General features: G+C 72.7%; 13 protein-coding genes and 1 tRNA gene. 4 read left to right on the top strand and 10 right to left on the bottom strand.

All coding sequences use genetic code 11. The features are described from left to right. Positions 1-63 precede the first annotated feature (63 nt). From JNK12_16440 to JNK12_16400, 9 genes are all read right to left on the bottom strand, one after another. Positions 64-137, bottom strand: a tRNA-Arg gene (locus JNK12_16440). Between the two features lie 51 nt (positions 138-188). Further along, positions 189-1,160 carry an AEC family transporter gene (locus tag JNK12_16435; GenBank protein MBL8777532.1) on the bottom strand — a complete coding sequence of 324 codons (972 nt, stop codon included), beginning with the start codon at positions 1,158-1,160 and terminating at the stop codon, positions 189-191. Positions 1,161-1,264: 104 nt separating this feature from the next. Beyond that, positions 1,265-1,690 (bottom strand): type II toxin-antitoxin system PemK/MazF family toxin, encoded by a 426-nt coding sequence (locus tag JNK12_16430; GenBank protein MBL8777531.1) that lies wholly within the window; start codon positions 1,688-1,690, stop codon positions 1,265-1,267. Between the two features lie 32 nt (positions 1,691-1,722). Next, positions 1,723-2,097 (bottom strand): hypothetical protein, encoded by a 375-nt coding sequence (locus JNK12_16425; GenBank protein ID MBL8777530.1) that lies wholly within the window; start codon positions 2,095-2,097, stop codon positions 1,723-1,725. Positions 2,098-2,149: 52 nt separating this feature from the next. Continuing rightward, complete coding sequence (locus tag JNK12_16420) at positions 2,150-2,488, bottom strand: DUF2510 domain-containing protein (GenBank protein ID MBL8777529.1); 339 nt, start codon at positions 2,486-2,488, stop codon at positions 2,150-2,152. Positions 2,489-2,588: 100 nt separating this feature from the next. Beyond that, positions 2,589-2,882 (bottom strand): 2TM domain-containing protein, encoded by a 294-nt coding sequence (locus tag JNK12_16415; GenBank protein MBL8777528.1) that lies wholly within the window; start codon positions 2,880-2,882, stop codon positions 2,589-2,591. Between the two features lie 176 nt (positions 2,883-3,058). Further along, complete coding sequence (locus tag JNK12_16410; protein ID MBL8777527.1) at positions 3,059-3,931, bottom strand: anti-sigma factor; 873 nt, start codon at positions 3,929-3,931, stop codon at positions 3,059-3,061. Beyond that, positions 3,921-4,514, bottom strand: a complete 594-nt coding sequence (locus tag JNK12_16405; protein ID MBL8777526.1) for an RNA polymerase sigma factor — start codon at positions 4,512-4,514, stop codon at positions 3,921-3,923. Before JNK12_16405 ends, JNK12_16410 begins: the two co-directional genes overlap by 11 nt. A gap of 168 nt (positions 4,515-4,682) precedes the next feature. Beyond that, positions 4,683-5,318, bottom strand: a complete 636-nt coding sequence (locus JNK12_16400) for a fasciclin domain-containing protein (protein ID MBL8777525.1) — start codon at positions 5,316-5,318, stop codon at positions 4,683-4,685. A gap of 131 nt (positions 5,319-5,449) precedes the next feature. Here JNK12_16400 and JNK12_16395 point away from each other — a divergent pair, with 131 nt between their 5' ends. From JNK12_16395 to JNK12_16385, 3 genes are all read left to right on the top strand, one after another. After that, positions 5,450-5,863 (top strand): ester cyclase, encoded by a 414-nt coding sequence (locus JNK12_16395; GenBank protein MBL8777524.1) that lies wholly within the window; start codon positions 5,450-5,452, stop codon positions 5,861-5,863. Positions 5,864-5,945: 82 nt separating this feature from the next. Then, entirely contained in the window at positions 5,946-7,157 is a 1,212-nt protein-coding gene (locus JNK12_16390; protein ID MBL8777523.1) for a PD40 domain-containing protein, read from the top strand. Between the two features lie 88 nt (positions 7,158-7,245). Beyond that, a complete protein-coding gene (locus JNK12_16385; GenBank protein MBL8777522.1) occupies positions 7,246-8,613 on the top strand; it encodes an alpha/beta hydrolase family protein in 1,368 nt (455 codons plus the stop codon). 34 nt (positions 8,614-8,647) lie between these two features. On the opposite strand, the gene JNK12_16380 is transcribed toward JNK12_16385, so the two are convergent. Beyond that, positions 8,648-10,081 carry a wax ester/triacylglycerol synthase family O-acyltransferase gene (locus JNK12_16380; protein ID MBL8777521.1) on the bottom strand — a complete coding sequence of 478 codons (1,434 nt, stop codon included), beginning with the start codon at positions 10,079-10,081 and terminating at the stop codon, positions 8,648-8,650. Positions 10,082-10,262: 181 nt separating this feature from the next. Between JNK12_16380 and JNK12_16375 the strand changes: the two genes are divergently transcribed. After that, positions 10,263-11,852 carry an ATP-dependent DNA ligase gene (locus JNK12_16375; protein MBL8777520.1) on the top strand — a complete coding sequence of 530 codons (1,590 nt, stop codon included), beginning with the start codon at positions 10,263-10,265 and terminating at the stop codon, positions 11,850-11,852.

The following is an 11,852-nucleotide window of genomic DNA, read 5'->3' as shown; positions in this document are numbered from 1 at the left end:
TTGCCAAGTCGAGGAAGAAGCCCCGGAGAGATCAGTCCACAGGACCGTGACCTGGGACTCCAGCGCGCTCGGAGGGACTCGAACCCCCAACCTTCTGATCCGTAGTCAGATGCTCTATCCAATTGAGCTACGAGCGCAGGGAGCGGCCAGTCTAGGCGACCGTCGCCGCCGAGCCACCAGTGGAACGGTCAGCCGGTGAAGGCCGACGGCCAGACCCGGTCGCAGATCAGGATCCACACGGGCAGCAGCACCAGGGTCGAGACCGTCGTGAGGGTGACGATGGCCGAGACGGGCTTGGTGAAGATGCCGGAGTCCTCGGAGAGGACGAACACGGTCTTGGCCGTGGGTTGGGCGAAGATGATCACGAAGGCGGCCGAGAACACGTCGTCCATGCCGAGGACGAGAGCCAGGCCCAGGGCGAACGCCGGCGCCACGAGCATGCGCACGACCGAGAGCCACACGACGTCGGCGCTGGCGTGGCGCAGGTCGTCGAGGTCCACGGTCATGCCGAGCGCCACCAGGGCGGTCACGACGGTGGCGGCGCCGAGGCCGGCGAGCGAGCGGTTGACCACGGTCGGCAGGTTCACGTCGAGGGCGGCCAGCACCAAGCCGACCACGGTGGCGGCCACGATGGGGTTCTTGATGGTGGCGACGATGGCTGCGCCGAACGCCGCCCCCCGGCTCGCCGGGACCCCGTCGTCACCGCTCGGCGTGGCGGCGAGCGCCAGCGTGACCGGGACCACTGCGCACAGGAACACCACGGTGGCCACCACCGACGGCACCGCGCCCACCGAGCCGAACAGGCCCAGCATCACGGGCAGGCCGATGGCCAGGGCGTTGATGCCGCTGGCCGAGAACGCTGCGTAGGCGGCGACGGGTCGGTCGCGGTGCAGCACCGTGGCGTAGACGACGAACACGGCCAGGTAGACGACGGCGAATCCGATGACCGTGGCGAGAACGAGCCGCGGGTCGAACAGCTCGGAGAGGTCCTCCGCGGCCAGGGTGTGGATGAGCTCGGCTGGGGCACACACCCACAGGAAGACCGTGGTGAGGACCTTGGCGTCGGCCGGCTTGGCGAGGCGGCCCTGTACGAGGGCCCACCCGACCACGACGGGAAGCACCAGCGGCAGCACCAGAGTGAAGATCTCGTACAGGCTCACGTCACGACTCCGGACCACTCCCGCCGTCGGGCCCACCGCTTCCGACAGGCCGCGTACCGCCGGGGCACGCTAGTGGACGGCCATTGGCCGATCGGGCACGCCGTTCAGCGGACGTCGGGGTGGCGGCCCCGCACGCCGGCGACCACCCGGTCGAAGGCACCGCGGTCGAGCAGCGCCCCCTCGCGGCGGACCACGGCGGGCGCCACCCGGAGGAGGCGGTCGACGTTGGCGAAGCTGACCCGGCCGTCGCGGTCCCATTCGCCGCGACCGAGCTCGACCCACTCCTCCTCGTCCCACCGGCCGTCGTGGTCCTGGCTCGAGAGGGGCACCACCACGAGGTCGGGCCCGGTGACGCCGACGACCACGGCCGGGCGGTCCTTGCCCTGGTTGGGGTCGTCCTCGTAGGGGATCCAGGTCCAGACCACCTCGCCGGGGTCCGGGTCGCCGTCGCGCTCGGGGGCGAAGGTGATCACGACGTCGGCGGCGGCGACGGGCACCGCGTCGGAGGGCCTGCCATCGTCGAAGCTCATGGACCGAACCGTAGGCGACGAGCCCGGAGGGCTCAGGTGTCCAGGAGGCGGGCGGGGGCCTTGGCCGACCAGGCGTCGGCCAGCACCTCTCGCACGGCGCGGGCACCCGCCACCCGCAGCTGCACGAGCACCGCTGCGTACCCGTCGAAGTGAGGGATGGTGAAGAAGCCCCGAAGATCGGCGCCGAGGAGGATCTCCTTCTCCTCGAGATCGGCGGTGGCCAGCGCGAGGATCGGTCCCTCGGGCACGGGCTCGTCGCCGAAGCGGCGGAGGTCGGCCTTCGAGAAGGCCCGCTCCCAGGCGAACACCTTTCCCGCCACCTCCCACGTGCGGTTGCCATAGCGGCGGCCCTCGGTGACCTCCGGGAGGGCCCGGGCCCAGTCGTCCACCTGGTCGAGCGTCACCATCCCGCCGAGGCTAGGGCCGGCGAGCGCGCCCCCGCTGGGGGCGTGCCGGCGCTCAGGCGCCGGTGTCGGCGCTCGGCTCGTCGGACGACGGGGCGTGGCGGGGGGCGGTGTCCGACGTCCAGCGTTCACCGTCCCACCAGCGGTAGCGGCTCTCGTCGTTGGGGTCGGGCATCCACATCGGGCCGGGCTGGCCGAGGGGCTGGGTGGAGGCCCGGGATCGCTGGATCAGGTACCAGGGCAGGAACACGATCATCAGCAGGAAGACGCCGAAGAACCATCCGTCGGGCCCGAAGGGGCCGACCTTGCGCCCATCGGCCTCGAAGCGCTTGGCGTCGACCCGCACGAACCAGCCCACCGCGCCGGCGATCACCAGGCCGATCACCATGTCCATGGGGCGTGCGTCCTCCTCACCGGGACACCCGCCCGGAACCCGCCCAGCCTACGGCGGCGCCGGTCGTCAGGGCCTTCGATGATGACGTCGCGGCTTCGACTCAGGCCGGCGCCGCCGGCGGACCGTGGCGGTGCATCTCGCGCTCGATCTCGGCCTCGGTGATGGGCTTCTGGGCGAAGGTGGTCCAGGCGTGCAGCACGAGGCCGATCCCCCAGCCGCCCAGCACCCAGACCGGCCAGAAGTAGCCGGCACCGGTGACGAACCAGACCCCGATCAGGAACGCGTTGACCACGACGTAGGTGACGACGTGGGTCAGGAACTCCCGGCGGGCCTTCAAGCGCTTGATGGCCTCCTCGCGGGGGTCATCGCTCTCCACCCTGATCTCGTCGGACATCACCGACCTCCTCTGCTCGTCCGGTCCTGCACCCCGAGCGTGCGCCGGCCCGCACCCCCTCGGTAGGGGCGGAGGTCCCGGGACGGCGAGGCCCGGATCCTCAGGCGAGGGTGCCGCGGAGGAGGCTGTGGCCCGCCGGGATGTCTGCCCTCGGTGGCCTGGCGGATCGCCAGGCGTCAGGCGAGGGTGCCGCGGAGGAGGCTGTGGCCGGAGTGCTCGGTCTGACCCTGCTCCTGGAGGGAGACGTCGACCACGGCGTAGTGGTCGGGGTCGACGCCGGCGGGCACGGGCACGCTGGTGCTGCCGGTCATGGCGCCGAGCGACACGGGCTCGGCCGACTCGGAGTCGGGATCGAGCAGCCACAGCTCGTAGTGCTGGCCGTCGGGGGCGGCCGCCATGTCACGGGCGTCGAGCTCGAGCTGGAGGTGGTCGTCCTGGCGGACCAGGCGCACCTCGGCGGTGGCGCCGCCGACGGGCTCGAGGGGCTCGAGCTCGGTGCTGGCCACCAGCTGCGGCTCGTCGTCGGTGGACGAGCCGCCCTGGAGGAGGACCGCCCCGGTCACAGCCACCACCACGACAACGGCGGCCACGGCGGCGAGGACCCGGCGGTGGCGCCGGCGGCGGTGGGCGTCGAGGGGGACGACCGGCGCGGAGACGGGCGGCGGGGAGGATGTCGGCGCCACGGCGACGGTGACGGCGGCCGGGACCGGGTCGGCCTCGACGGATGCGGCGATGCGGCCCCACAGGTCGGCGGGAGGATCGACCCTGGCGTGGTCCTCGTCGTCGACCTGGACCACGAGCGTCCGCAGGCGGGCGGTGTCGTCCGAGGCCGAGGCGGTCGCTGTCGGGTCGGCCGCGGGCGCCCCGTTCCCGGGGCCTGCGCTCCCGCCGGCCGACACCTCGTCGTCGAGGCGGGCGGAGATGCGCCGCCAGAGGTCGGCGGGCGGGTCCACCCGGGCGAAGTCCTCGTCGTCGAGCCGGGCGGCGATGGCGTGCAGCCGTTCGACGTCGGTCAGGCTCACGCCGAGCCCGTCGCGGTCACCCGACATCGTCGAGACCTCCGAGGTGGCGGCGCATCTGCTCCAGCCCCCGGCGGATGTCGCTCTTCACGGTGCCGAGGGGCACGTCGGTGCGCTCGGCGATCTGCGCGTGGGTGAGGTCCTCGAAGAACGAGAGGCGCACGATCTCGCGGGCCCGGTCGGAGAGCCCGTCGAGCGCTTCCGCCACGAGCATGCGCTCGGCGACGTTGGTGACCGCCGCCTCGTCGACGGTGCGGTCGAAGACCTGGTCGCCGCCGTTCTGCGGGTCGGCGACCAGCGCGGGCTGGCGCCCGTCCACTCGGAGGATGTCGATCACCTTGAAGCGGGCGATGCCGAGCAGCCAGCCGGCGAGCGTTCCCGCCTCTGGGCGGTAGCGCTCGCGTGAACGCCACGCGGCGAGGAACACGTCCTGGGTGGCGTCGGCGGCGCGGGCGGGATCGAGCGAGCGTCGGCAGAACGAGTGGACCAGGGTGCCGTGCTCGGCGTACACCTCCTCGAGGGCGCCCGCGTCGCCGGCGGCGAAGCGCAAAGGAAGGGTCGACAGGGCCTCGGCCTCCTCGTCGGCGAGCGCCGACTCTCGAGCTTCGGTCATCACCAGCACGCTAATGAGTTCGGTCCGATGGGCGACCGCGGATGCACCGGCAACTGATCTCCCCGTGCGTTCCTGCCGTGCCGGCGGCCAACACACCGTTGGGCCCGGAGAACGCGAAGCGGGGCACGGCCCGAAGGCCGTGCCCCGCTCCGGTCCGGGGGATCGGATCTACAGGTTGACGGGCAGGAGCACCCGGCTGATGGTGTGGATCTTGCCGTTGCTGGCCTTGATGTTCAGGGCGCTGGGCACCAGGCGGGGGTTGGCGATCTGCGGGTCCTTGTCGATCAGGGCGAGGGTGCCGGGGACGTGGCGGATGCCGATCCCGGCGAGGGTCGGGAAGCGGGTCGCGGCCAGCACCCGGCCCGGGCCACGGGCGTCCGGGGTCACGTGGTACTGCAGGATCGTGGTGAGGGTCGGGATCGGGTCGCCGCCGCCGATCGTCGTGAGCGCATCGACCAGGAAGGCCCACGCGCCGGCCTCGTCGGAGTCGGCCCCGGTGAAGCCGAGGTCCTGGGCCGTGCGGACGAAGGCCCGGTCCTTGGGGGCCCAGACGGTCACGTCGAGGCCGGGGGTGGCGAGGGTCTCGCCCAGGCCGGCGGCGGTCACCGCAGCCAACAGGACGTCGTAGTCGCGGCCGTTGGTGTCGAAGCCCTCGCCGCTCGCGGCGACGATGTCGGTGATCGTGCCGGGGAGGCCCTCGGACTGGGCCGAGGCGGCGACGGCGGGGCCGGCGAAGCTCGTCGCGGCGAGGGAGACGGTCGCCACTGCGGCGGCGACGCCGGCGCTGATGCGCTTGAAGTTCATGGGGAAGTCCTCCTGGACGGGGGGGTGGTTGGTTAGTGGTAAATCGGTTCGACCTCCTCTCCTGGATGCAGACGGACGAAGAATTCTTGGCGGCTCCTCCCCACCGGCGGTGACAGCGCAAGAATGCAGCCATGTCGGAGAACCTGAAGATGCTGGGCGAGTACAGCGACGCGATGTTCCGCGGTGACGCGGAGGCGGTCTACGAGTTCTGGGCGCCCGAGTTCCGCAGCCACGTCACCGACCGGGTCAACCCCGACATCGCCAACGACGACGTCCGCAGCCACGAGGTGGTCTGGTGGGACCAGGTGCGCCAGGCCATGCCCGACTTCACCTTCGACGTGAACCTGCTGATCGAGAAGGACGACCTCGTCGTGTCGAACTGGACGGTGAAGGGCACCCACACCGGCGCCCCCTTCTACGACGTCCCCCCGTCGGGCGATCGCGTCGAGATCAACGGCACCGCCGTCCTGCGCATCCGCGACGGCAAGGTGGTCGAGCACTGGGGCGGCCCCCACTGCCAGAAGGGCCTCGGCTACATCGTCTGATCCGCCCCGCTACCTTCACGTACCGTCAGCGACCCACGAGGCGGTCGAGCGGGGATCGGGACGTCAGGTGGAGGGAGCGGCCATGCCGGAGATGCGAGCACGACGACTCATGGCCGCCGCGACGGTCGCCGCCGGCACCTTCCTCGTCGCCACCGGCGTGGCGGCGGCGGGAGACGACTTCGTCTTGGTCTCCGAGCGCGACGGGGACGCGGAGATCTTCACCATGGCGGCCGACGGGACGGGTCAAGTCCAGCTCACCGCCAACACCGCGGTCGACATCAACCCCACCTGGTCTCCCAACGGCGCCAAGATCGCCTTCGCCAGCTCCCGGTCCGCCGGCAACCTGGACATCTGGTCCGTCAACGCCAACGGCTCCTCCCCGACGCGACTTACGAACGACCCGGCCACCGACGGCAGCCCCGACTGGTCGCCCAACGGCGCCAAGATCGCCTTCACCAGCAGCCGTGGCGGCAGCGATGCCGACATCTGGGTCATGAACGCCGACGGCTCGTCCGAAACGGCGCTCACCTTCAATTCGAGCAACGAGTACCACGCCGCCTGGTCACCGAACGGCGCCAAGATCGCCTACGTGAGCACGGCGCTCGACCCCTCCGGCGACATCTGGGTCATGGACGCCGACGGCTCCGACCAGCGCCGCCTCACGACCTACTCCGGCACCGACTATCTGCCCACGTGGTCCCCCGACGGCACCACGATCGCCTTCGGCAGCCGTCGGGGCGCCCAGTTCGCGGTGTGGGCCATGAACGTCAACGGGTCGAACCAGCGCCGGCTCACCGATTCCTCCTCGACCGACACCGAGGCGAGCTTCTCCCCTGACGGCAGCCAGATCGTGTTCGAGAGCAGTCGCACGGGCGGCGGGGACCTCTACCGGATAAACGCCAACGGCTCGCAGGAAACCCAGGTCCACCGCAATGCCGGTTGGGAGTACTCCCCCGAGTGGCGGCCCACTGCGACCGTGCGACCGATCCCGGCGTGCGGCGGCCGCATCGTCACGATCTTTCGCAGCCTGGGTCAGACCCCGACCGCAGCGGGCGACGTGATCCTCGGGACATCGGGCCCGGACACCATCGACGCCGGCGGCGGCGGCGACATCGTCTGTGGCCTGAAGGGGGCGGACACGATCAACGGGCGAGACGGCGGGGACCGCCTCATCGGTGGCGAGGGTGGGGACACCCTGATCGGTGGGCCGGGCGCGGACCGCCTCGAGGGCGGTCCCGGCACCGACCGTTGCCTCGGCGGTCCCGGCCAGGACCGCAAGACCGGCTGCGAGTGAGGCACGCCACCTGAGCGCCGAGCCAGGCGGGGGCCTCCGACCCGTGCGGACCCTTGCGCCGGCGGGGTCGGGCGGCAAGGCTGACGCCATGACGGCGGCATCGGTGCTGGACGCTCCGGACGGGCCCGACGCCGTGGGGCCGGGCGCCGGCCTCGAGGCGGCCGACCGGCCCGGGCGCCGGCCCTGGTGGGACCCGCTCGGCGTGTCGACGTGGCCGGGTGAGGTCGCCGACTGGTCGACCACCACCTGGCACAGCGTCGAGAAGCAGCTCGCCCGCCAGCCGCTGGCCCGCCTCGGCGTCGCCGCGCCGCGCACCGCCCGATGGGTGGTCGACGAGGTCCGCTCCCGGGCCGACGAGGTGCTGCCCGGCCGGCCCGACACCCGCATCACCCCGGGCCTGCTCGGCCACGTCGCCCTCGACGAATCGATCATGGCCATGGCGGTCGGCCCCAACCGCTTCCCCCGCCGCGACGACTATCTGCGGGTCGGCGCCGAGTTGGCCGAGGCCCATGCGGTGTTCGAGGCCAACGGCTGGCTCGACGACCCCGCGTCCTACCACCAGACGCCGCCGCCCCTCGACGAGCCCGCCCTCACCAAGGGGTGGGCCCTCGGCACCGGCTACGAGCGCCTCTGGTGGCCCAGCGGGTACCGGCCTCCCGAGGACGTCCCGGGCGCCGACCGCTGGCAGGACTTCGAAGCCAACCGCACGGCGTCGGCCTGGCTGCTGCGCCACCCGGACCGCGCCACGCCTCGGCCGTGGGTCGTGTGCATCCACGGCTTCGGCACGGGCTCGGTGTTCATGGACCTCATCAGCTTCCGGGCCGCCCACCTCCACCGTGCGCTCGGGGTGAACGTCGCCGCCATCGTCCTGCCCGTCCACGGCGCCCGGCGACCGAGCCGGGTCAGCGGCGAGGCCTTCCTCAACTTCGATCTCATGAACAGCGTCCACGGCTTCACGCAGGCCGTGTGGGACATACGCCGCCTGCTCACCTGGGTGCGGGCCCAGGAACCGACCGGCGTCGGCGTGTTCGGCGTGTCCCTCGGCGGGATGCTCACCGCGCTGGTCACCGCCCTCGAGGCGGACCTCGACCTCTGCCTCGCCGGCATCCCCATGGCCGACTTCCCCGACCTCATCCGCCACCACTCGCCCCACCACCTGCACCTGCGGGCCATCGAGCACCACATCCTCGACGGCACCGCGCAGGACGTGCACCGAGTGGTCTCCCCGCTGTGCATGGCGCCGGCGGCGCCCCGTGACGCCCGGGCGATCTTCGCGGGCATGGGTGACCGCCTCGCCACCGCCGACCAGGCTCGCCGCCTGTGGGCCCACTGGGACCAGCCCGACCTCTGCTGGTTCCCCGGCAGCCACATGGGGTACCTGTGGTCGGACAAGGTGTGGCGCTTCGTGGACGAGTCCCTCCGCTCCCGCGGCCTCACCGCCCAGCCCGTCTCCTGAGCCAACGACTTGGAGGTCCAGGAGAGGCGGGCCCTCAGCCGCCGGCGGCGACCTCGCCGGCCCCATCGGCGAGCGACGTGAGCGCCGCCAGGCCGTCGAGCATGGCGTCGAGCAGCTCGTCGAGATGGGGCACCAGCTCGGGGCAGGCCAGCAGGCCGATGTGCAGGCGGCCGTTGCCCGACAGCACGGTGATGTTCAGCCCGGTGCCCTCCATGAGGGGCCCGAAGGGATAGACGCCGACCACCTCGGCGCCGGCGAAGTACAGGGCCACGGGTGGACCGGGCACATTGGACACGATCACGTTGTGCACCGGCGCCATCCGCTCGGCCATGCCCGCCCGAGACCACTGCCGGGCCGCCCAGCTGAACAGGGGCGGCGGCATCAGCTCGACGACGTCGCCGATCATGTTGGCGCCGATGGCGCTCTGCACCTCCTTCGCCCCCTCGGTGCCGGCGTGGATGGTGGCCAGCTGCTCGCCAGGGTCGGCGAGGTGGACGGGCAGCGGCACGAACATGTTGGAGACCTGGTTGGTCGAGCCCTCACGGGTGCCGCCGTCGTGGTGGACCGACACCGGTACCGACGCCACGAGGGCACGGTCGGGCAACGTGTCGTGGTCGGACAGGTAGCGGCGCAGTCCGGCGGTGCACACGGCCAGCACCACGTCGTTGACGGTCGTCCCGAGGGCGCTGCGCACCCGCTTGAGGTCGTCGAGGGGGACGGTGGTGAAGGCCACCGACCGATTGGCCGTGATCGAGCCGTTGAGGCGGGTGCGGGGGGCGCCGCCCGGGTGGGTGAGGCCCCGGGCGCCCCGCAACCACCGGCCCGCGAGGGTGCCGGCGGCCTGCGCCATCGAGGTGGCCATGCCCGCCGCCGCCCGCACCGGCCGCATCGGCGTGGCGAGACGGTGCCACAGCGCGTCGGCGGCCACCTCCGTGGGCACCGGCAGGGCCGCCGGCTCCCAGGTGTCCCGGCGGCGGCGCACCTTCTGTCGCGGGGACAGGTCGAGCAGGTGGGCCATGATCTCGACCCCCGAGATGCCGTCCACGAGGCAGTGGTGCATCTTTGTGGCGATGGCGATGTGGCCGTCGGCCAGGCCCTCGATCACCACGAAGTCCCACAACGGCCGGGACCGGTCGAGGGGCACGGAGGCGAACTCGCCGAGGTACTCCTCGAGTTGGTCCTGGCTGCCCGGCTTGGCCAGGCGGTGGCGGCGGAAGTGGCGGTCGAGATCGAAGTCGGGGTCCTCCACCCACTCGGGATGGTCGATGGCGAAGGGCACCTCGACCAGGCGTCGGCGCAGCACGGGGATCTGGTCGAGGCGGCTGTTCACGTGGGCGCGGAGCAGGCGGAAGGTGACCGAGCGCTCGGCGGTCGACGGGTCGAGCAGGAGGAGGCCGCTCACGTGCGTGTGGACCACGTCGGACTCGAGGTACAGGAACGACGCGTCGGCGGCGGCGATGCGTTCCACGTGTCCTCCCTTCCGCCCTCGGTGCCGCGGCAGGTTACCGCCGCGACCTGACGGCGCAGAAGGGCCGATCGGCCCCAACCCGCCGGTCCGGTACGTCGCTGGTCACACTGGTGTTGCCGACGAAGCACCAGAACGTCGGGGATGGGCGGGAGGACGTGGCGAGGCAAGGAGGAGCGTCGGGATGACCAGGTTCGCGGAGGTGGCGTCGGCGGCGGTGGGCGCCACCCGGTCGCGCACGGAGAAGCTGACCGCCCTCGCCGACCTGCTCCGGCGACTCGAGGACGACGAACTCGTCCCGACCGTCGCCTGGCTGTCCGGCGGCGCCCGCCAGGGACGCATCGGCGTGGGGTGGGCGACGGTGACCGACGCCGAGCGCGATCTCGGGGCCGAGCCTGCCGGCGAGCCCTCCCTGACCATCGGCGAGGTCGACGCCACCTTCGAGCGCCTGGCCGGGCTCGTCGGCGCCGGCGCGGGCTCGAACACGGCCCGCCGCACCGAGCTGGCCGGGCTCCTGCGCCGGGCCACCCCACCCGAGGCCGACCTGCTGTGGCGGCTGTTCGTGGGCGAGCTGCGCCACGGTGCGCTCGAGGGTCTCGTCACCGACGCCGTCGCCCGGGCCAACGACCTGCCCCTCGCCGGGGTCCGCCGCGCCGCCATGCTGGCCGGCGACCTGCCCACCGTCGCTGCCCTGGCCCGCAACGGAGGCGCCGAGGCGCTGGCGGAGGTGGGCCTGACCGTCGGCCGTCCGGTGTCACCGATGCTGGCCGCCACCGCAGCCGACGTGGCCACCGCGCTGGCCGAGATCGGGATGGCGTCGGTGGAGTGGAAGCTCGACGGCGCCCGCATCCAGGCCCACCGCGACGGCAACGAGGTGCGCCTCTGGACCCGCAACCTCAACGAGGTCACCGAGCGCCTCCCCGGGATCGTCGCCCTGGTGCGCTCCTTCCCGGCCACCCACCTCGTCCTCGACGGCGAAGCCATCGGCCACCACGAGCCCGACAGCGACGGCGACGGTGACCGCGACGAAGGGAAGGGCGCCGGCGGGACCCCCCGACCCCACGCCTTCCAGGAGACGATGTCGCGCTTCGGGACGCGGACGGGCGACGCCGGCGCCGGCCTCGGGGCCCGGTTCTTCGACATCCTCCACGTCGACGGCGTCGACCTGCTCGACGCACCGCTCGCCGAGCGCCGGGCCGAGCTCGAGCGGGTGACGGGCGCCGCCGCCATCCCCCAGGTCACCACCGACGACCCCGAGATCGGCGCCGCCTTCCTCGCCGAGGCCCTCGCCACCGGCCACGAGGGCGTCATGGTGAAGGCCGTCGGCTCGCCCTACGAGGCGGGACGGCGAGGGAAGGCCTGGCGCAAGGTGAAGCCCGTCCGCACCCTCGACCTGGTCGTGCTCGCCGCCGAGTGGGGCCACGGCCGGCGCCAGGGCTGGCTCTCCAACCTGCACCTCGGGGCCCTCGACCCCGACGGCACCTACGGGGAGGCCGGCGCCTTCGTCATGGTGGGCAAGACCTTCAAGGGCCTCACCGACGCCCTCCTCACCTGGCAGACCGAGGCCCTCCAGGCCATCGAGGCCCGCCGCACCCAGGGGACCGTGTGGGTGCGCCCCGAGCTCGTGGTCGAGATCGCCCTCGACGGCGTGCAGCGCTCCACCCGCTACCCCGGCGGCGTGGCCCTGCGCTTCGCCCGGGTCCGCGCCTACCGCGAGGACAAGTCCCCCGCCGACGCCGACACCATCCAGGCCGTCCGCGCCCTACTCCCGTGA

Source organism: Acidimicrobiales bacterium, from assembly GCA_016794585.1.
Classification (GTDB): Bacteria; Actinomycetota; Acidimicrobiia; order Acidimicrobiales; family DATDAH01; genus JAEUJM01.
Note: the sequence above shows the minus strand (reverse complement) of the source record. Positions and strands in the feature narration are given on the sequence as shown.